The organism is Nocardia tengchongensis (assembly GCF_054781395.1).
Window position 1 is genome coordinate 1 of record NZ_BAAGUM010000020.1, and the last position, 20,557, is coordinate 20,557.

The 20,557-nt window shown below is 66.2% G+C and carries 19 protein-coding genes and 1 pseudogene; 16 read left to right on the top strand and 4 right to left on the bottom strand.

What is annotated here, in order from left to right; all coding sequences use genetic code 11:
* Positions 1–347, bottom strand: a pseudogene (locus tag ACYVKL_RS36940) (acetaldehyde dehydrogenase (acetylating)); the annotation flags it as partial.
* 77 nt (positions 348–424) lie between these two features.
* Positions 425–1,240, bottom strand: coding sequence for a 2-keto-4-pentenoate hydratase (locus tag ACYVKL_RS36945; RefSeq protein ID WP_379172348.1), 816 nt, complete (start codon positions 1,238–1,240; stop codon positions 425–427).
* Between the two features lie 116 nt (positions 1,241–1,356).
* Between ACYVKL_RS36945 and ACYVKL_RS36950 the strand changes: the two genes are divergently transcribed.
* From ACYVKL_RS36950 to ACYVKL_RS37015, 14 genes are all read left to right on the top strand, one after another.
* The gene (locus ACYVKL_RS36950; RefSeq protein WP_379172350.1) at positions 1,357–2,124 is read left to right on the top strand and encodes an IclR family transcriptional regulator; all 768 of its coding nucleotides are present in this window, start codon (positions 1,357–1,359) and stop codon (positions 2,122–2,124) included.
* Between the two features lie 91 nt (positions 2,125–2,215).
* The gene (locus tag ACYVKL_RS36955) at positions 2,216–3,058 is read left to right on the top strand and encodes an alpha/beta fold hydrolase (RefSeq protein ID WP_379172352.1); all 843 of its coding nucleotides are present in this window, start codon (positions 2,216–2,218) and stop codon (positions 3,056–3,058) included.
* A complete protein-coding gene (locus ACYVKL_RS36960) occupies positions 3,055–3,345 on the top strand; it encodes a hypothetical protein (protein WP_379172354.1) in 291 nt (96 codons plus the stop codon). The genes ACYVKL_RS36955 and ACYVKL_RS36960 overlap by 4 nt, the downstream gene beginning before the upstream one ends.
* Positions 3,338–4,186 (top strand): DODA-type extradiol aromatic ring-opening family dioxygenase, encoded by an 849-nt coding sequence (locus tag ACYVKL_RS36965; RefSeq protein ID WP_379172357.1) that lies wholly within the window; start codon positions 3,338–3,340, stop codon positions 4,184–4,186. The genes ACYVKL_RS36960 and ACYVKL_RS36965 overlap by 8 nt, the downstream gene beginning before the upstream one ends.
* On the top strand, positions 4,183–4,533 hold the full coding sequence (locus ACYVKL_RS36970) for a non-heme iron oxygenase ferredoxin subunit (RefSeq protein WP_379172359.1): 351 nt from the start codon (positions 4,183–4,185) through the stop codon (positions 4,531–4,533). The genes ACYVKL_RS36965 and ACYVKL_RS36970 overlap by 4 nt, the downstream gene beginning before the upstream one ends.
* Positions 4,530–5,855 (top strand): aromatic ring-hydroxylating oxygenase subunit alpha, encoded by a 1,326-nt coding sequence (locus ACYVKL_RS36975; RefSeq protein ID WP_379172361.1) that lies wholly within the window; start codon positions 4,530–4,532, stop codon positions 5,853–5,855. Before ACYVKL_RS36970 ends, ACYVKL_RS36975 begins: the two co-directional genes overlap by 4 nt.
* Entirely contained in the window at positions 5,839–6,378 is a 540-nt protein-coding gene (locus ACYVKL_RS36980) for a 3-phenylpropionate/cinnamic acid dioxygenase subunit beta (RefSeq protein WP_379172363.1), read from the top strand. The genes ACYVKL_RS36975 and ACYVKL_RS36980 overlap by 17 nt, the downstream gene beginning before the upstream one ends.
* A gap of 13 nt (positions 6,379–6,391) precedes the next feature.
* Entirely contained in the window at positions 6,392–7,213 is an 822-nt protein-coding gene (locus ACYVKL_RS36985; protein ID WP_379172365.1) for an SDR family NAD(P)-dependent oxidoreductase, read from the top strand.
* Positions 7,210–8,370, top strand: coding sequence for an NAD(P)/FAD-dependent oxidoreductase (locus tag ACYVKL_RS36990; protein WP_379172367.1), 1,161 nt, complete (start codon positions 7,210–7,212; stop codon positions 8,368–8,370). Before ACYVKL_RS36985 ends, ACYVKL_RS36990 begins: the two co-directional genes overlap by 4 nt.
* Positions 8,367–9,341 (top strand): NAD(P)H-dependent flavin oxidoreductase, encoded by a 975-nt coding sequence (locus ACYVKL_RS36995; protein WP_379172369.1) that lies wholly within the window; start codon positions 8,367–8,369, stop codon positions 9,339–9,341. The genes ACYVKL_RS36990 and ACYVKL_RS36995 overlap by 4 nt, the downstream gene beginning before the upstream one ends.
* A gap of 53 nt (positions 9,342–9,394) precedes the next feature.
* Complete coding sequence (locus ACYVKL_RS37000) at positions 9,395–10,954, top strand: class I adenylate-forming enzyme family protein (RefSeq protein WP_379172371.1); 1,560 nt, start codon at positions 9,395–9,397, stop codon at positions 10,952–10,954.
* Between the two features lie 105 nt (positions 10,955–11,059).
* Positions 11,060–11,662, top strand: a complete 603-nt coding sequence (locus ACYVKL_RS37005; RefSeq protein ID WP_379172373.1) for a TetR/AcrR family transcriptional regulator — start codon at positions 11,060–11,062, stop codon at positions 11,660–11,662.
* Positions 11,663–12,446: 784 nt separating this feature from the next.
* The gene (locus ACYVKL_RS37010) at positions 12,447–13,301 is read left to right on the top strand and encodes a GntR family transcriptional regulator (protein ID WP_379172375.1); all 855 of its coding nucleotides are present in this window, start codon (positions 12,447–12,449) and stop codon (positions 13,299–13,301) included.
* Positions 13,298–14,722 (top strand): amidase, encoded by a 1,425-nt coding sequence (locus ACYVKL_RS37015; protein WP_379172377.1) that lies wholly within the window; start codon positions 13,298–13,300, stop codon positions 14,720–14,722. The genes ACYVKL_RS37010 and ACYVKL_RS37015 overlap by 4 nt, the downstream gene beginning before the upstream one ends.
* 1,354 nt (positions 14,723–16,076) lie before the next feature.
* Here the strand turns inward: ACYVKL_RS37015 and ACYVKL_RS37020 are convergent.
* A complete protein-coding gene (locus tag ACYVKL_RS37020; RefSeq protein WP_379172380.1) occupies positions 16,077–17,381 on the bottom strand; it encodes an MFS transporter in 1,305 nt (434 codons plus the stop codon).
* Between the two features lie 35 nt (positions 17,382–17,416).
* On the bottom strand, positions 17,417–18,097 hold the full coding sequence (locus ACYVKL_RS37025; protein ID WP_379172382.1) for a hypothetical protein: 681 nt from the start codon (positions 18,095–18,097) through the stop codon (positions 17,417–17,419).
* A 96-nt stretch (positions 18,098–18,193) separates the two neighbouring features.
* Here ACYVKL_RS37025 and ACYVKL_RS37030 point away from each other — a divergent pair, with 96 nt between their 5' ends.
* Both ACYVKL_RS37030 and ACYVKL_RS37035 read left to right on the top strand, forming a co-directional pair.
* Positions 18,194–18,883 carry a GNAT family N-acetyltransferase gene (locus ACYVKL_RS37030; protein ID WP_379172384.1) on the top strand — a complete coding sequence of 230 codons (690 nt, stop codon included), beginning with the start codon at positions 18,194–18,196 and terminating at the stop codon, positions 18,881–18,883.
* Between the two features lie 259 nt (positions 18,884–19,142).
* Positions 19,143–20,534, top strand: coding sequence for an MFS transporter (locus ACYVKL_RS37035; RefSeq protein WP_379172386.1), 1,392 nt, complete (start codon positions 19,143–19,145; stop codon positions 20,532–20,534).
* The last annotated feature ends 23 nt before the right edge of the window (positions 20,535–20,557 follow it).

A 20,557-nucleotide genomic window follows, 5' to 3' on the forward strand; every position in this document is an offset into this window, starting at 1 on the left:
GTGGCCTGGCCACCACAGGTCACCATGTTCATGTTCGGGGCGTCGAGGTGATCGTCGGCGTTGACCGCGGGCACGACGAACGGCCCGATCGCGGCCGGGGTCAGATCGATCATGCGTTTGCCCAGGGGCGCGAGCCGAGTGTGGTTGTGCTCGTGCGCTTTCGCTGATGTCGCGTCGAAGACGATGTCGATCTCGTCGAAGCCGGGCATGCGCAGCAGCCCTTCGACGCCCTCGTGGGTCGTCGGGACATGCAGGGCGGCAGCCCGCGCGAGCCCGTCGGACTCAGGATCGATGCCGACCATCGCGGCGAGCTCGAGGAACCGGGAGTGCCGCAGGATCTTGACCATCAGATCGGTTCCGATGTTCCCGGACCCGATGATCGCGGCCTTGGTGCGAACAGTGTTGTCGTTCACGGGACTACCTTTCACAAGAAGGACGCCGACACGTGGCCGAGTCCGTGGATGCGCACATCGACGACCGCGCCCGCGTGGACCGGCCGCATCGGCCCCAGCGCGCCCGAGAGGATCACTTGCCCGGCCCGCAGCGGATCCCCGAAGGCCCGGGCCTGCCGCGCGAGCCACGACAGCGCGTGCAACGGGTCGCCCAGGCACGCCGCTCCGGTTCCGGTCGAGACCACCTCACCGTCGATCTCCATGCTCATGGTCACCGCGGCCGGTTCCAGCTGCTCGAGGGTGACACGCTCCTCGCCCAGCACGAACACGCCACTGGACGCGTTATCGGCGACGGTGTCGGCAAATGAGATGTCCCAGTCGATGATTCGACTGTCGACGATCTCCAGCGCGGCGACCGCCGCGCCGACCGCCAGGCGGCACTGAGCATCATCGAGGGGCCCGTCGGTGAGATCCTCGGCCAGCAGGAAGGCGATCTCGGCCTCCGCCCGCGGCTGCAGCAGCCGCGCCATCGCAATCTCGCCGCGGTGACCGAAGGCCATGTCGGAAAACAGGACTCCGAAATCGGGCTGGTCCACGCCGAGTTGCCGCTGCACGGCCGCCGAGGTCGCACCGATCTTGCGGCCGATCACCTCGGCTCCGGCGCCGACGCGGATGGCATTGAAGCGCTGCTGGATTCGGTAGGCGACGTGCACGTCGCCCGGGTCGATCAGATCGCGCAAGGGCGCGCAGGGCCGGCGGGTCGTGGCGGCTTGGGCCAGGCGTCGCGCCGCGCTGTCGACGATCGACTCGTCGACCGGTGCTGCGCCGGACCGGACAACTAATGACACGACAACCTCCTTGGTGTCGTACTGTGAGGGCGGCGATCAGTCCACCTCGGCCGTAGCGGCCCGCGCAGTAAATCCGGTCCGGTCAGTGGACCGGTCGCAGGAAATGAGGCATTCCCATGACTTCGAGCCTTGACCCCCGTTCGGTACTCGGGCGCATCGTGTTGATCCTCGACGCGTTCGAGGTCGAGGATCAGGCCGTCGGGCTGTCCGAGCTGGCGCGGCGGACCGGCCTGCCGAAGGCGACCGTGCACCGGATGTGCCAGGACCTGGTCGCCGCGCGCCTGCTCACCCCGTCACCGCCGGGATACAGCCTGGGGCGCGGGCTATTCGAACTCGGCTTGCGCGCCCGCGTCGAGCGCACGCTGCTCGAAGTCGCCGTCCCGTTCATGCAGGACCTGTACACGCGCACCGGAGAGACCGTGCACCTCGGCTTGCCCGACGGCGACGAGATCGTCTACATCAGCAAGATCGGCGGGCATCGTCAGGTGCCCGCGCCGTCCCGGATCGGTGGCCGAATGCCGCTGTACTGCACGGCGATCGGACGAGTTCTGCTCGCATACTGTGAACCCGCGACCATCGACCGCATCCTGTCCGGCCGCCTGGTCCGGCGCACACCACGCACCATCGTCGGACCGGGCCTGCTGCGAGCCCAGCTCCACCGCGTCCGAGAAGAGGGCGTCGCCTTCGAATACGAAGAGTCCTCGGCCGGCATCGCCTGCATCGCGGCCCCCATTCTCAGCCCCGACGAGCGACCCCTGGCCGCGATCTCGGTAACCGGTCCCACCTCGCGGTTTCGCCCCGGCGAACACGCCCGTCCGGTACGCGCCGCCGCGATCGGCGTGGAATCGATTCTGGCGCAACGGATGCTGCCCAACCCTCACTGAGGGTTCCCCCACCTCTTGACGCCCCACACCGTCCGGATCTATCGTTCGATCGATCAATCGATCAATCGAACGAGTGGAAGGGGTCGCGTACATGCCACAAAGCGCTACCGACCGTCACGTCACGCGAACACGCGTGGTCGAGGCCGGTGGAATTCCGACCAAGGTCCTCACCGCGGGATCCGGGCGACCCCTCGTGTTGCTGCACGGTTCCGGCCCGGGGGTCTCGGCGGAGGCGAACTGGTCCGCCCTGATCCCCGAGCTCGCCCGCGACTTCCATGTGATCGCACCCGATATCGCCGGCTTCGGCGCCTCGATCGGACCCGCGGACACCGCCTACGGGATCAAGCTCTGGGTGCGCCAACTCGTCGAGTTGCTCGACGCGCTCGAGCTGGCTTCGGCGACCCTGCTGGGCAACAGTTTCGGTGGCGGCCTGTCGCTGGCCGCAGCGCTCAAGCACCCGCAGCGAGTCGACGGGCTCGTCCTGCTCGGCACCCCGGTGGGCACTTTCGAGATGACCGAAGGTCTGCGATCCGGCTGGCACTACGAACCCGACGAAGCCGAAATGCGCCGGATCCTGCGCATATTCGCACACGACCCCGCCCTGGTCACCGACGGCATGGTCGCGCAGCGGTACGAGGCCAGCGCCCGCCCCGGCGCGCAGGACGCCTACCGGCGCCTGATTCCCGAACCCGGTCCCGAAGGCACGCCGGTCAACGGCGTGCCGGAGCAGTCGCTGCGCACCATCACCCAACCGACACTCGTCCTGCACGGGCGCGAGGACCGCGTCATCCCGGTCGAGCTGGCCTGGCGCGCCGCCAAGAACATCCCGAACGCCGACCTGAAGGTGTTCTCGCGGTGCGGCCACTGGGTGCAGCTGGAACGGCGTGACGAATTCCTGTGCGAGGTACGCGATTTCCTGGGCAGGTTGCGATGAGCCGACCGGGATTGGACAAGGCGCTCTATGACATCGTCGCGGTCAGACAGGCGCGCGACAGCTTCGTCTGCGATGCCACCGGATTCCTCGACAGGTACCGGCTCGACCCGCACGAGCGCGCGGCCGTGGCCGGCATCGACCTCCCGGCGCTGCGAGACCGCGGCGCGAACCCCATGTTGCTGTGGGGGCTGTGGATGACCTTCGGTGATCGCAGCCTGTCCGGCTATCTGGCCGAACTCCACGGCAGCCACACCCTCTCGATTCGGAAGGACCCTACGAATGGCTGAGCTGGTAGGCGGCTTCCTCGTGCCGCACGACCCGATGGTCCTTACCGATCCCCAGGCGCCGCCCGTGGCGGTCCGGGACCGGATCGCCGACGCGTACGCCGAAGTGGCAAGGCGGGTGGCCGATCTCGCCGCCACCACGCTGATCATCATCGGCACCGACCACTATCTGCTGTTCGGCCCCGGTTGCCTGCCGCAGGCGCTGATCGGCAGCGGGGACCTCGAGGGTCCGATGGAACGTCTTCCGGGCATGCGCAAGCGACGACTTCCGGACAACCAAGCCTTGGCGCGTCATCTGGTCAGTCACGGGCATCGAACCGGAATCGATTGGGCGGTAGCCGATTCGCTGACCGTCGACCATTCGATCGCGATCCCGTACTTCCGCATCGGCGCCGACGCGGAGCTTGCGGTGGTGCCGATCTATCTGGCCTGCGGCGTCGAGCCGCTGCTGCCGCTGCGGCGGGCCGAGCAGATCGGGCAGAACCTGAAAGCGGCCGTGCAGAGCTGGGACGACGACGAGCGGGTGGTCGTCATCGGCAGCGGCGGCATCAGCCACTGGGTCGGCACCAGCGACATGGGCCGGGTGAACGAGACGTTCGATCGCATGATCCTGGATCTCGTGGTTGCCGGCGACGTGGAGACCCTCGTCTCGTTCAGCGACGAGTACATCCTCGAACACGGCGGCAACGGAGGCCTCGAAATCCGCAACTTCGTCGCCGCCATGGCCGCACTCGGCCCATGCACCGGCAATGTCATCGCCTACGAAGCAGTGCCGGAATGGATTACCGGTCTCGGCTTCGCCGAACTGGTCCCGACCCGGATCCAGGAGCGGATCCGGTCATGACCACCGGTACATCGGCCGCGTGCCATCTCGGGCCGATCGATCTGCTCGACGGCCGCGACATGGTGCGCGTGACTCCGCACGGATGGCCGCCACTGCTGATCTACCGCGTCGACGGCGAGATCTACGTGACCGCCGACACCTGCACCCACGCCACCGCCTCGCTGTCGGAGGGCGAACTGGAAGGCCACACGATCGTGTGCCCGGTGCACTGGGCCGAATTCGATATCCGCACCGGTCGCCCACTGTGTTTTCCAGCCACCCAAGCCTTGGCCACCTACGCGGTATCGGTCGACGACGGCCAGATCTACGTGCGCACGACCGACCGCAAGGGAAGTGACGAACTATGAGTGAATCGGTATCAGCGGGCCTCGACCCGCACCTGTTGAACCAGGGCTGGCTGCCCCGCGACATCTTCTGGTCCGAGCAGATCTACCAGCTCGAACTCGAGCGGATCTTCGCCCGCGCCTGGGTGTTCATCGCGCACGAAAGCCAACTCCCGCAGGCTGGCTCGTTCCTCACCACCAGGATCGGTGAGGACGAAGTGATCGTCGTCCGCAACCGCGACGGCCGGGTGGGGGCGTTCCTCAACAGCTGCCCGCACCGCGGCAACCGCGTCTGCTCGGCCGAGGTCGGGGTCGCCCGAGGATTCGTCTGCAACTACCACGGCTGGTCCTTCGGCCTGGACGGGGCGCTGCGCGGCATGCACGAATCGGGCGCCTACGACCGCGAACCCGGCTTCGATCGATCCCGGGTGGGCTTGACCCCGGTGGCCCAGGTCGAGGGCTACAAGGGCCTGCTGTTCGCGACCTTCGACCCCAGCGCACCCCCGCTCACCGAATTCCTCGGCGACTTCACGTTCTATCTGGACGTCATGCTCGACAACGACCCCGGCGGAACCGAATTCGCCGGCGGCTGCATCTCCTCGATCCTGGGCTGCAACTGGAAGATCGCCGCCGAGAACTTCGCCGGTGACGCCCTGCACGCCGGATGGACGCACGCCTCGGGCGCCGAAGCGATGCTCGGCGGACCAGTGGCCACACTCGGTGACGAGGCCAACGAGAGCTACCACGTCAACGTCAACGGCCACTGCTGGGAATTCAACCTCGACGGTGTCGGCAACGCGACCACCCTCGGCGACAAACGCATCGTGAACTACCTGCGCGAGCAGCGAGCCGCGTTCGAGGCCCGGCTCGGACCGACCCGGGCGAAGATGGTGGGCTCGGTCAGCTCGGCCACTATCTTCCCCAACTTCTCGTTCCTGCCCGGACAGAACACCTTCCGCACCTGGCAGCCCCTCGGCCCCCACAAAACCGAACTGCGGACCTGGGTCCTGGTCAATCGCAATGCGCCGCAAGAGGTCAAAGACGCCTGGAAAAAAGGCGCAATGCTGACCTTCTCCCCGTCCGGTGTCTTCGAAATGGACGACGGCGAGAACTGGGAAGGATCGACACACAGCAATCGCGGATTCGTCACCCGTCAGCAGCCGCTGCACTACGGACTGGGCCTGCACAGCCGAGTCGATCACCCCGAACTGCCCGGCCATGTCTACCGCGGGCAGATCAACGACGCCAATCAACGAGCGTTCTACCGCCAGTGGTCGAAGATGCTGAACGCGACCGACTGGGACGAACTCCTGGACAAAGGGCCCCGCGATGACACCGACCGCTGACCCGAAACCGGTCGAACACCTCGACACCGACCTCTATCTCGAGGTCATGGCATTCTCGGCGCGGGAAGCGCGACTCCTCGACGAAGAACGCTACCGCGAATGGCTGGCACTGTTCACCGAGGACGCGACCTACTGGGTGCCCGGCATCGAGAACCGCAGCCGCCACGACCGCTCCGGCACCCACGCACCACACCGCATGGCCTACTTCGACGACACCATCGCCGACCTCCGACACCGGGTCGACCGCTTCACCGCACCGACGGCCTGGGCCGAAGATCCCGCCACCCGGCACCTGCATGTCATCTCCAATATCGAAATCGAATTGTGCGACATCCCAAGCGAATTGACGGTGCGGTCGGTCTTCGTGAACTACCGCGGCCAGGGCAGCATCGACTCCGCGGTCCTTTACGGCAGGCGGGTCGACCGCGTGCGACGCGTCGACGGCCACTTGCGCATCGCGGCGCGGACAGTGGTGCTCAGCCACGCGACGCTGCCCGCCAAGAACATCAACACCTTCTTCTGATGGGACGCTTGTGATGGGCCGACTGGAAGGACGCGTCGCCCTGGTCACCGGCGGCGGTGACGGCATCGGACGCGCCGTGGTCGAGCGCTACGTGCACGAAGGCGCGAAAGTCGTTGTACTGGAACGCGACAAGCGGCTCGCGACAGCGATCGAGCACGCGCATCCCGGCCGGGTCGCCGCCGTCATCGGCGATGTCCGTGATCCCGCCACGCATCTCACGGCAACCGAATGCGGGCTCGACACGTTCGGGCAACTCGATGTCTACGTCGGCAACGTCGGGGTCTACGACTTCGGCGCCAAGCTCGACGACCTGCAGATCACGCAGCTGCCAGGTGCTTTCCACGAGCTCTTCGCCACCAATGTACTGGGCTACCTGCTCGGGGTCCGGGCCGCGAGCGCCGCACTGCGCGAGAGCCGGGGCTCGATCATCCTCACCAGCTCCTCGAGCGGGTCCTACGCCGGCGGTGGCGGCGCACTCTATGTGGCATCCAAGCACGCAGTGGTGGGACTCGTCCGCCAGCTCGCCTACGAATTCGCGCCTGACGTACGCGTCAACGCCATCGCTCCCGGCGCCACCCGCACCGGCCTGACCGGCGTGGCAGGACTCGGCGGCGACCGCCGCCTGCGCGAGGAAACACGACTGCTCGACAGCATCGCCACAACGATCCCCCTGGGATTCGTCAGCGACCCGGAACAGCACGCCGGCCTCTATGTCGCGCTGGCCTGCCCCGACGACACCGGATTCATCACCGGCGCAGTCTTTCCCAGCGACGGCGGACTCGAAGTACGCGGGCGGCGACCGGCCCGACGCCCGGGCCGACAGGACAAGCCATGACCGCGCGCCCGGACCGAGTGGTCGTCGTCGGAGGCGGTCTGGCCGGGCACACCGCAGCCGTGACGCTGCGCTCGAACGGCTTCCAGGGTCGGCTCACGCTGATCACTCAGGAATCCGCCGAGCCCTACGATCGACCACCGCTGTCGAAGGAACTGTTGTCGGGAACGACGGGTCGGCCGACACTGAGCCCCGGCCTCCACGGTCTCAACGTCCAACTGCGCACCCAGACCGTCGCGGTCGGACTCGCGCCCGGCGAAATCCTCACCACGGCAGGGAAAATCCCCTTCGACGCCGCCGTGCTGGCGCCCGGTCTGACCGCCCGGCAGCTACCGAGCGGCCCCGGCGCTCCGCAGGCACGCGTCCTGCGAACCCTCGACGACGCCCTCGCACTGCGCGCCGAACTGACTGCGGATCGGAGCGTCCTCATCGTGGGCGCGGGCCTGATCGGAGCAGAGGTCGCGACGGCGGCCGCTGCCGCCGGGTGCCAGGTGACTGTCGTCAGCCCCGAATTCGGGCCGGCGCTGCCCGTGGTCCCGGACTCGGTCCTCGACCAGATCCGCGGATGGTACGACGAGTGCGGTATCGAGCTGATGACCGGGGTCCGGGCCCTCGAAACCACCTCCGCCGGAGTGCTACTGAGCGATTCCAGCGTTCGACCCGCCGACCTGGTGCTCGCCGCGGTCGGCGGATCACCTGCGACATCGTGGCTCGACGGCTCACGAGTCGACCTCGATGCGGGCGGGTTCATCACCGCAGACCAATACCTGCGCACCAGCCTCCCCGGCGTCTACGCCGCCGGCGACGCGGTCACCTGGCGCTCATCCCGATACGGATGCGATCTGCATCTCGAGCATTGGCATCACGCGGCCGAGTCGGCACAGGTGGCGGCCCGCAATATCCTCGGCGCCACCGAATCCTACGACCCGCTGCCCTACTTCTGGTCACACCAGCTCGGCCACAGCCTGCACTACCTCGGTCGCCACGACCGTACCGATACCGCCGAGACCCGCACCGATACCCGCTCCGGGGTGTCGGTGACCTGGACCCGGGACGGTCGGCCGACAGCCGTGCTGGCGATCGACGCTCCACATCTCGTACGCCGAGCCCGCAGCGCCATCGACACGTCCCATCGAGCAGAAAACAGTGTGGTGCAATGACATCGAGGAATCGACAGAAATTCGCCGAGCTCGTCGGATCGCTGCGGATCCCGGTCATGGCGGCTCCCATGTTCCTGGTTTCGGGAACCGACATGGTCACCGCCGCAGCACGTTCCGGGATCATCGGCACATTCCCCGCCGCCAACGCGCGCACCATCGACGATCTGGGCGCCATGCTCGACGGCATCACCAGCGGTGCCGAGGCAGGCGCGTGGGGGGTCAATCTCATCGTGCACCGCACCTATGACCGCCTCGACACCGAGCTCGCTCTCCTGCACCATGCCGCACCGGCACTGGTGATCACCGCGCTCGGGACTCCGCAGCGTGCACTGGCGGCGGTCCATCGCTGGGGCGGGATGGTGTTCGCTGATATCAGCACCCCCGAACAAGCCCGCCGCGCCATCGCCGCCGGTGCCGACGGCCTCGTCGCTGTGTGCTCGGGAGCAGGCGGTCACACCGGCAGGTACAGCCCCTTCTCGCTGATCACCGCGATCCGCGAATTCTGGGACGGACCACTGATCGCCGGGGGCGCGGTGTGTTCGGGCGCGGGCATTCTCGCCATGGGAATCCTCGGCGCCGACGTCGTCACCCTCGGCACGCGGCTGCTCGCGACCTCGGAGAGCCGCGCGGCCGAGGGACACCGTCGCATGGTGATCGACGCGACGATCGCCGACATCACCACCTCCAACAGCGTGACCGGTGTCGCCGCAAATTGGCTCACCGAGAGCCTGAGCCGGCATACGTCGGTGACCGGTGGCGCGACCGGCATCGACTTCTCGGGCGCGATCGCCGATTCCAAGGCGTGGCGCGACGTCTGGTCGGCCGGTGAAGGTGTCGGCGCAGTACGTGGACCGGAAACGGTCGCCGAGGTCGTATCCGCGCTCGCCGCCGAGTACGACGCGGCGCTGGCACGAATCCGGTCCGACTCGATTCGGCAGGTCACGCTTTCTGCCGCACACATTGCCGATTGATCATCCCGCAAGAACGCCGACAAAATTTTGTATCCGCTTTACTGGAGGTTGTGGTGGCCGCTGTGACTACCGAGGAGATGACGGCCGGCCCGGAACGAGAGCCGTCCGCCAGTATGGTCGAATGCCTGCGCCGGGCCATGCTCGCCGCACCCGATACGACCGCGATCGTGTGCGGCGACCGAACGTTGTCGTACACGGAACTGGGCAGGTCGGCGGTGGGTTTGGCGCGCCTGCTCTCCGAGAAGGTCACCGCCGGACGCCCCGTCGCGATCGTCATGCCGAACAGCCCCGAACTGTCGGTCGCGACCTTCGCGGCCTGGCTGGCCGGTGCGCAGGTGGCCCTGATGAATCCGAACTTCACCGCTCGCGAATTGCGGCTTCTGCTCCAACGATCCGAGGCGACCCTCGTCGTCGCTTGGGCCGCGGCCGCCGATATGCCCGCCGCCGTGGCCGCCTCGCTCGGCCTCGAGCTCCTTCTGGTCGGCCGCGACGAGCTGAGGCTCGAATCCTGGTGCCACGACACGACACTCACCATTGCCGAGGACCAACTGCCCCCGCCGGACCGGCTCGCGACCATGATGTTCACCGGCGGCACCACCGGCGTGCCCAAAGGTGTCGATCACACCCACCGCACCTTGATGCTCACCGTCGCCGGCATGGAGGCGTGCTGGCCGACCCGGCTGCGCGCCGAAGTATGGCTGAATGTCGCTCCATCGTTTCATATCTGGGGGTTGCTGATGGGCATCCTCAACCCGGTCTACGGCCAGGCGACGGTGGTGATCTGTCAGGGATTCAAACCCGATGCGGTGGCGGTGGCGATCCGCGATCACGGCGTCACCGTCTTCGGCGGCGGTCCGGCCGAGATCTACGCCGGCCTGCTGTCGAGCGAGCACACCAACCGCACCAACCTTTCCACTCTGCGCATCTGTCCCGGCGGCGGGTCGAGATTCTCTGCCGCACTGCACGATCGCTGGCTGGGCCGAACCGGCGTGGAAATCCGTGAAGCATTCGGAATGACCGAGCTCGCCCCGATCGCCTGCAATCGGTGGGGCACACCCTCGCGACCGGGTTCGGTCGGCCTGCCCGCCGTCTCGGTCGAGGTCCGGGTCGTCGATCTCGACGATCCCAACCGGTTCGCGGCCGCCGGCCAGGCCGGTGAGATACGGGTGCGAGCTCCTCATATGACCATCGGATACCACGACCCAGCGCACGCAGATGGGGCCTTCGTCGACGGCTGGCTCAATACCGGAGATATCGGCTACCTCGATGAAGACGGCTACCTGTTCATTGTCGATCGCAAGAAGGACATGATCATCGTCGGCGGATTCAATGTCTACCCCCGCGAAATCGATGAAACCCTGTGCCGGTATCCAGGAATCACGCAGGTCGCCACGGTAGGCGTCCCCGACGACCGGCGTGGCGAGCGCCCGGTCTCGTTCATCGTCACCGACCCCGGCGCAGTCCTGGACGAAACGGCGCTGGCGCAGTATTGCGCGGCGAATCTGGCGCACTACAAGCAACCCCGCGACATCCGAGTAGTGGAACGACTACCGAAGACGGCCGCGAACAAGATAGATCTGCAGGCACTGCGCACGATGGTGGCCGACGCGTGAGCGGGAATTGACGCCGGGCACACCGATCCGCTGAACTCCCGGGTTCTCAGCCCGGGCTAAGCTGAAACGTTCGACGTCCGAGGAACTACCGTGGGAGGCCTACACGTGGCTGCGTCACCGCCGGCCGTGGGGGAGTCGGCTTGGGAAGACAAGCGGCGGCGCATCCTCGACGGCGCCGCGACCGTCTTCTCCTCCCGCGGATACAGCAAGGGAACCACCAAGGAGATCGCGGCCCAGCTCAACCTCAGCCAGCCCTCCATCTATCACTATGTCGGTTCGAAGGCTGACCTGTTGCGCGAGATCGCATTACAGGTGGATCGAGACATGACCACCGCGCTGCACGACGGCATGGCCGCAGGCAGTGATCCGGTCACCCAACTGCGCGCGATCATCACCCGATTCACCTACGCCGTGATCGCGAACCACCTCACCTTCGCCGTCTACCGCAGCGAACAGCGATGGCTGGAACCGACGGTAGCCGAGCAAGTGCAACTGCATGAGCGCGAATTCGTCGCAACCGTTCGCGATGTCGTCGAAAAGGTCCAGGCGCTCGGGCAGCTTCCCGACGCGCCGTCCTCGGTCGTGACCTTCGCGATCCTGAACATGGTCGGCGAAAGTCATCGCTGGTATCACCAGGACGGCTCGCTCGATCCCGCGTCGATCGCCGACGCCTATTGCAAACTCATCGGGCTGCCGCCACAGGATTGACCACGGATCGGTCCACTACCACTGTCCCCGACCCCGGCTGCACTGCTGGTAAGGCGATGGCTGCCCACCGTCGATCGCTTCCAGAACGGGTTCCCCGCGGCATGGGAAGCCGATCAGCGGGCTGCCACAGAGGCTGCCCATCACCTCACCGACCCACCACTACGCCGTCCCGACGGACACGGCGGTCCTGCTCGCCGGACCGGAGTCCGTCGGATCCGCACAATGGAGCGCCGAAGCCCGCGAGGCGGCCACGGCCCGGCAGTCCCGACTGAGCGAGGCCGTGCGGAATCTGGGCGACCGGCCGGGCTACCGACCGCAGCCGGGCCGACCGCGAACGCCCGGCACTGCTGATCGGGGAGTTGCCCTACACGGCCGTGCGCCTCTGTGCACCCAATCCCGAGGCCGACCCGGCCAGGACCGCCGAGGCGGTCGACCGGATCGTCCGCGAGGCGATGGCGGCGAGGCCACCGACCGCGATCGAGGACTGAAAGAGCCAGCCCCGTGCGGAACACAGAAGCGATCCCGGCAACCAACCACTGGCAAAACACGACACCGGGGAATCCTCAACACAGCCTGCCTCCCTCAGGAATCGGTGGGTGAATACCCGCGAAATGTCCTTCGACAAAAGCTCCGGCGACCGCCCGTGTCCGCGCAAACCGCGAAACTTGTAATGCCGGTGCGCGAAAGGCCAGCTCACGAGCGTGAGCGATGCTGCGCCGACCGCGTAACTGAACGTTAACCGAATTCGTTGACGCGTAATACCGCCCCGGCGCACACTTCGGCCATGCAGTTCAGAACACAACTATCCCTGCGCGGCGGCAAGGACGATTTCCACAACGGGCAGTCGAGGTTTCGCGACCAGCTGCGCGAGGTGATTCCCTCCGCATCGCAGCTGCTGGCCCGCCGCCTCCACGATGCCCTGCGCGCCGCCCTGCGTGCTGGGGCCTTCGACGGCGGCAGGCTACCGGCCGAACCCGAGCTCATGGCCGAATACCAGGCGCCGCGCGACGTGGTCCGCGAAGCACTGGACCTGTTACGGCGGGCCGGATTGATCGAGCGCCGCCGGGGGATGGGCACGCTGCCGATCCGATCGGAATACATTGTGACCGGCGCACTTCCACCCGCCGGGTGTTCCCTCGAGCAGCATCTGGCACTCGGCCGGATCTCGCCGAGGCTGCTGCATTGGGCATGGATTCCGGCGCCGGAGGTGATCAGCGATCGGCTCACCGGAGTGCGCCCCGGCGACGACTGCCTGTGCATCGAATACGTGCTCCTGCTCGATGATCGCCCACTGGCGATCTTCACCAATTACGTGCGCTCACCCGAGGCGGCCCGTATCGACCGGGTCGCGTTCGTCGACGACTTCTATTCGCTGCTGCATCACAGCGGCGTCGCCATCGACACCTTCGACATCGGCATGCAGGCCGCACGCGCCGATGACTACGCGGCCACCCTGTTGCATGTGATGCCGGGAGAGCCCGTCATGCTGCTGGAGCAGTCGATTCGCAACCGTGACGGCGAGATCGTCGACTATGCACTCGGAACCTGGTGCAGCGACTTCCAATTGCGCATCGACCGGGTCGTGCGCATCGATGTGACCGGCACCCTGACCGGCGGACGTTTCCAGGAGCCGAAGTGAGCACCGTCGCCCCAACCATGCACAGCCTTACCGACGCCGTCGCAGCCTTGCGCAATGGCGAGATCAGCGCCACGGAATTGGTCGAACAGGCCATCGCCAATGCCGACCGCCACGACGGTGAGGTCGGTGTGTTCCTCACCCGATTCGACGACCGGGCCCGAGAACACGCCGAACGCGTCGACGCCAAGATCGCGGCGGGCGCACCGCTATCACCGCTGGATGGAATCCCGCTGGGAATCAAGGACATTCTGGCCCACCCGCACGGCCCGACCACCGCCCAGAGCCTCGTCCTCGATCCCGCCTGGGCGGATTCGGTCGGGCACGCTGTCGCTGTCGACCGGCTCGAAGCCGCCGGTGGCATCGTCATGGGTAAGACCACGACCATGGAGTTCGCAGTCGGAATCCCCGACCCGGACAAGCCATTTCCGGTCCCGCGCACCCCCTGGGACCTGGACTGCTGGGCAGGTGGGTCGAGCTCGGGCTCGGGCAGCGGCGTCGCGGCGGGAATGTTCCTGGGCGCGGTGGGCACCGACACCGCCGGCAGTATCCGGATCCCGGCTGCGTTCAACGCAATCACCGGTCTGAAGCCGACATTCGGCCGTGTCCCCAAATCCGGTGTTGTACCACTGGGCTACACCCTGGACCACGTTGGCCCGATGGCCCGCACCGCCGCCGACTGCGCGCTGCTGCTCTCCGTCCTGGCGGGCCACGACCCCTGCGACCCCTACAGCGCCCCGGCGCCGACTCAGGACTATCCGGCAGCGCTGACCGGCGATCTGCACGGCATCACCATCGGCGTGGACAATCTCGACCGCTACGCCACGGCAGGCATCGATCGCGAGCAGCCGGCACGGTTCACCGCCGCCCTCGATGAGCTCCGCGCGGCCGGCGCGACCATCGTCCCGGTCGAGATCCCGATGTATCCCGAAGTGGTCGCCATCGACATCGTGGTCATGCTCGCCGAGGCACACGCCTATCACCGCCGCGACCTGCGCGAGCGATGGACCGACTACGGCCGCGGCACCCGCATCATCCTCGCCGCCGGCGGAGCCGTCACTGCCGCGGATTACGTTCAGGCACAACGAGTTCGGCGGATCGCCCGGAATCAGGCAGCCGACCTGCTCGACCGCGTGGACCTGATCGTCACCCCCACCGGCCACCTCGGCGCCCCACGCCTGGACACCATCGACCAACTCCAGCCGTTGAACGTGCTCGCCTCCCTGCACACTGCGTACTGGAACCCGCTCGGGTACCCGACCCTCGCCCTCCCGATCGGTCTGTCCAGCACGAACACGCCGCTCTCGATGTCCATCACCGGCAAATACTTCGACGAATCCCTGGTCCTGCGTGCCGGAGACGCCTACCAACGCCGCACCACCCATCACCTCACCATCCCCACCGCCCTCACGAAAGGCCAATGATGACAACGTGGTCCGAAGCCCCGGAAGAAGCCGAGGCAGTCCAGGCACTGGCCCGCATCGTCTCCGATCTGGCTGAAACTCTCCACCAAGTCCCCGACGCCCGATACGCAGAACCGGCGTACTACTTCGTGATCGAACCGCTCGCACAGGACGTTGCCCCTCAGCCGAGCCCTATCAGGGAGTAGTGGCTACTGGTAGAGGCTCGTATTCGAGTCGTCTGCGCCGATGAAGTCGCCTTGCTTGTGCGTGCAGACCAGCGGCGGCATCTTGTGCCCCGTTCGATCACTCGTAGACCCGAACACCCGCTTTCGGGTTCGCAAGCAAGGCCATCTACGTCGCACACCGCTATGTCGCGCCGTCGGGCCCAAAATGCCCGACGATCATGCCCCGCGGCCGGGCCCGACGAATACCCCGCCATCTCGGTCGACAATGCCCTGACCGACGGTGGTGTGATGAACACGATGCTCACAGCCGAACCGGCCGCGCGCATCGCAAGGGAAGCCGATGAACCCTCGGTGGGCCGATATCGCCGCCAACATGGCGATACCCGAGGACATCGCTCCCGGTGCCCGCCGAATCCCACGGTTATGGCGGCCAGCAGATCACACGAGCCGACACGGTGCTGCTCAGCTGCCCGTTTTCTTGTGCGGCGCAGGGCTATTCACCTGCGGACGCGCTGCGCTACCACCTCGACGGGACCGACCCCTGCGGCCCGAACATGAGCAACAGCGTGGCGGCGAGCCTCACGGCGCAACCCGACCCCCGGCCGCACCCAGTTCTACCTGAATCGATCGGCGGCACCGGACACGCGAGGGCCGTACCATTTCCGGACCGAGACTGCCAGCCAAAGAAACCAACGACAATGTCCTGGTTCAATCCCTGAGCCAACTCTTGACCCGACGGGCATGGATCTTCGTCACCGGTTCTGCCGGTTTCCTCCAAGGCCTGTTGGACGGGCACACCGGACTCGATGGTCCGAGCCCGGGGCCGCGCCCGGACCCGATGCTGCCCAACGGTTTTCCGGGACGAAACGACGATCGGCGACCTCACGATCCGCGACAGCAGGCTCACCATTCAGATTCAGCCCACTCCGAGGACCCTCAGTCTGACCTCGGGTCCGATGATCACCCTGGACACACCGGACGGCCCGAAGACCTCGCCCCCGCCGCGCCACTGGGGCTGCTCACACGTCGAGACTGCGCACAGCCCCACCGTGCCGAACCCGCAACGCCCTACCCCGTACCGGAGACGGCGATGAGGATCCGGCGGTCCCGGACCGAAATACCATCAGCCCCCGGCCAGAACGCAGCGGCGCCAGGAAGCAAGCTTCGCCGCCCGAACGACATACCGTGCCTCACCAGCTTTCCGGGCTCGTCGGATCGTTGCGGGAGAGCTGGGCGATCCAGTTCGTGCGGTGTGGCGCGACGGACGGCTCGATCTCGGCAGCCGGTATCCCCGGCTCCGGGAGCCGGCGCGCGGTGCGCGCCAGCAGAACCATCCCGGCGACCAGCGCCCATCCGGTCGTCGAGACGCCGAGCATCGACAAAAGAGTTCCCGCGCACAGCGAGCCGAGAACCGCGCCGCCATTGGCAATGAGCTTGATGGCTCCATAGACCCGGCCTATGAGTTCCTCCGGGAAGGCATGCACCCGATGAAGGGTCAGGGAAACGTTCCCGATCGGCGCGGCGAAGCCGACACCCAACCAGCACAGTCCGAGCACCACCGGGTGCGCGCTGGCCACCAACGGTACGCACAGCAATGCCCACGCCCACACCATGACCGTGACCAGGACCCGGGGGCTGAAACGCCTGGCCAGCCCGGCCGCAGGCACGACACCGAGCAGCCCGCCCAGACCGGTAGCGCCCAGCACCACACCGACTTCCCAGGCCGAGTGGCCGCTGTCTCTGACCTCCACCGTGATCAGCAAGATGAAGATCTGAAATATCACATTCGTCAACGCCATGATGATCGTGGACCGTCGCACGAACGGTTCGGCCCAGATGGTTCTCACACCGGCCCAAGCGTGGTTCCAATCCCACACCCGAACAGCCTTGCGGCCCATGGTGTTCGGACTCTCCCCAGCCGTGCTCCGCATCCTGGACAAGGTCCACAGGCAGTACAGATAAGACGTAGCGTTGGCAAGGAAGGGCAGGCTGCGGGCAATGCCGAGGGTCGCGGCACCGAGCGTGCGGCCCACCATGTTCGCGATCGGTTGCTCGGCCTCGAGAAACGCAAACGCCGCAGGACGCTCGTCCACTGCGACCACGTCGCGAACCAGGCCCAGTTCACTGGTGCTGAAGAAAACGTACGCCGTTCCTTCGACGAATGCCGCAAGGGTCAGAAACAGTGGCAGACCGGGCGGTCGCGTAATAACCACAACTGCCGCCACCAACGTTGCGACCAACCCCAGCTGCTGGCACATCACCAGAGTCCGCCGGCGATCCCAGTAGTCCGACGCTATCCCCGCGGGCACCTCGAAGATCAAGCTCGGCACCGTGATCGCGAATGCGACCCAACTTGCCGCGAACGGTGAATCGGTCAAAATCAGCGCCAACAACGGATAGGCGAGCCGAACACCATTCAAGCCGATACTCGACGCCGCATTGCCTGACCACAACAACAGGAAGTCCCTGTTGTTGAAAATGGTCGAATTCTGCATATCGAGTCATCGCTTCTTCGGGAATCGAATCACGGTCAGGCGAGCTTGCTGACGAAAGCGACGATCTCGCGCAGACCGCCCTGCCACGCCCGGGTCACCGCCAATGCGGCAGAGACGAAAGCGACAGCGATCGCGGCGAACGCCCACGACGTCAGCCCGGCCGGGTGCAGCGACACCGCTTCTCCCGGCCAGGGATAGGAGCCTTTGCCCCTGAGCGCATTGAGCACCAGCCCTATCTGTGGGCCAAGATCCTTGCCCATGCCCAGCGAAGCCTGCACCTTGGGGATGCTGTTGTCGAGGTTCAGCACATCGACCAGCACGAGCACCGCGAGAACTACTGCCGCGACAGCGGTGACCGTGCCAGCTGCGTCACTGCCGTGCACAATCGCCTGAATTGCCGCGAAGACGACGACGAGAATCGCAATGGTGGCGAAGATCGCCCAAACACCGTTGACCTTGGTGCCCGGCGGCGCCGCCTGCGACCAGAGATTCAAATGACTGCTCGTGCGCGTGATACGACCGAATGCGTTGACAGTGGCCATGCCGTCCCACCCCGAGGCTCGCATCCACGGCTGGAACATCATGAAGAACAGAATCGAACTCCCCACCGCCGCCACAGCATAGGGCCAGGTCTGCTTGAGCGTCCGTGCGGATCGCCGAAGCGGATCGGGCATGAGTTGAGAACGGGTTGGCTGCAAAGGTGCCGGTTGCGCCATTACGACAGACTACAAACAGCGAATTCGGCGGTATCACCACTGCTGGGCAGTCGGCACGCTGTGCACCCGGCACCGGACTGCGCCGATGATGAACCCATGATCGGCAGACTGGCTGGAAACGTGTCGGTGATCGCCACGGGCGACGGACGGACGCTCCGGATACGCGAAGCGACACCAGCGGACATCCCCGGCATGACCCACACACTGCTGGAAGGTATCCGCATCTCGCTGGCCTCGCTCCCCGACAGCGAGACATGGATTCCCAAGCTCTACTCCGACATGGCGCGCCGCAAGCCAGCAGACTACGAAAAGCTCCTCGAACAGATCGCCCGCGGCGCAGGCACCCGAACGATCTTCGTCGCCGAAACCGAGGACCACAGCATCGCGGGCTTCATCGATTGCGAGCTCCGCCCGGACGGCGCAGGCCAGATCTACGCGTGGCATCTGCGCGAAGAATTCCACGCCAAGCGAACCGAATACCCGGACAAGAACCTCGCGACCGGCTTGATGGACACCGCGAAGGCATACCTGGGCGAGGTCGATATCTTCTCCAACACCACCGTGGAGACGCACGCCTTGCCCGCGCACCTCAGGCAAGGCTTCGAGATCGACGAATCCGTGGCTGCCGAAGACCCCCGCCTCGGAACCCCGTCCGCGTGGATCGAATTCGGCTGCCCGCCCACGATCGAACTCGCCGACGGAACGGTCAGAGAAGTCGGCAAACAGGTAGTCCTCGTGCGGCGCAAGCCCGGCAGAGCGCAGGCCGCAGCTCTCGAGATCCATTGAGCAACAACCCTTCCGGCGCACATCACGATGGTCAAGGCCCCCACCAGTGGGGAGGCCATAGTCTGTTTGACATGCGCAGTCGGGTGGATCGGGACTGCGAACAGTCGGGTTCCGCAGTAGGGCAACCGGACTTCTTGGACGGATTATCGGGTCGAACTCGGGAGTCGTCATGGCGGAGGTATCCGGCGCAGCCGGCGTTATGCAGACAGTGATACCGGCGCGGATCGATCGATTGCCGTGGTCGGGTTTTCACACTCGAATGGTGATCGCACTCGGGGTGGCATGGATACTCGACGGGCTCGAGATCACCGTGGCCAGCGCAGTCGCGGACACGCTCACCAAACCCGAGACCCTGCACCTGTCCTCCACCGCAGTCGGACTGGTAGCGACGATCTATCTGGCCGGTGAGGTGGCCGGGGCGCTGCTGTTCGGCAACCTCTCCGATCGACTCGGCCGCCGCAGACTGTTCGTGATCACGCTGGGCGTATACCTACTCGGCAGCGGCCTGACCGCGCTGACATTGGGCAGCGGCGCGGGCTGGGTGGCGTTTTTGTACCTCACACGGTTCGTCGCGGGTATGGGCATCGGCGGCGAGTACGCGGCGATCAACTCCGCCATCGACGAACTGATCCCAGCGCGCTACCGCGGGCGCGTGGACATCGCAGTCAACGGAACCTATTGGGCCGGAGCGATCCTCGGAACCATCGGTGCCTACATTCTGCTGCACCACCTGAGCCTGTCGGTAGGCTGGCGGCTGGGCTTTTTGATCGGCCCGGTCCTGGGCCTGGTGATCGTGGCCGTGCGACGCAATCTTCCCGAAAGCCCGCGCTGGCAGATCATGCACGGCCATGCCGAAGACGCCGAGAGGTCGATCCGCGCGATCGAGCACGAAGTCCGAGCGAGCGGCATCGAGCTGCCACCGGTCGACCAGACCCGCGCGATGGAGATCACCCCCGCCGATCAGATCGGCTACCTGGCACTGACCCGAGTCCTGTTCCGCGACTACCCATCCCGCGCGGTCCTGGGCGCGAGCCTGATGATCAGCCAGTCGTTCCTCTACAACGCCATCTTCTTCACCTACACCCTGGTGCTCGGCAAGTTCTACCACGTCGCATCGGAGTCCACTCCGCTCTATCTGATCGCCTTCGCCATTGGAAACCTGCTGGGCCCCTTGGCAATCGGCCATCTATTCGACACAATCGGCCGCCGCGCCATGATCTCGGGTACCTATATCCTCTCCGGGCTCCTGCTCGCCTTCTCCGCCGTCCTGTTCTCCGCCGGACTCCTCAACGCCATCACCCAGACCCTGTGCTGGTGCATCATCTTCTTCTTCGCCTCCGCCGGCGCGAGTTCCTCCTACCTCACCGTGAGCGAGATCTTCCCGCTCGAGGTGCGCGCCAAGGCGATCGCTCTGTTCTTCGCTATCGCACAGTGCTTCGGCGCCCTGGGCCCCGTCGTCTACGGCACCCTCATCGGCGACGGCAGCTACCCGGGCCGCCTGTTCCTCGGCTACCTCCTCGGCGCGACGATAATGATCGCGGGCGGCGTCACCGCCTACTTCCTCGCCGTCGATGCCGAAGGCCGATCCCTCGAAGACATCGCCCGACCGCTGGCGTCCACCCACACCAAACCCATTCGCGACTTGATCTGAACCTCCCTGGATTCGCCTGTAGC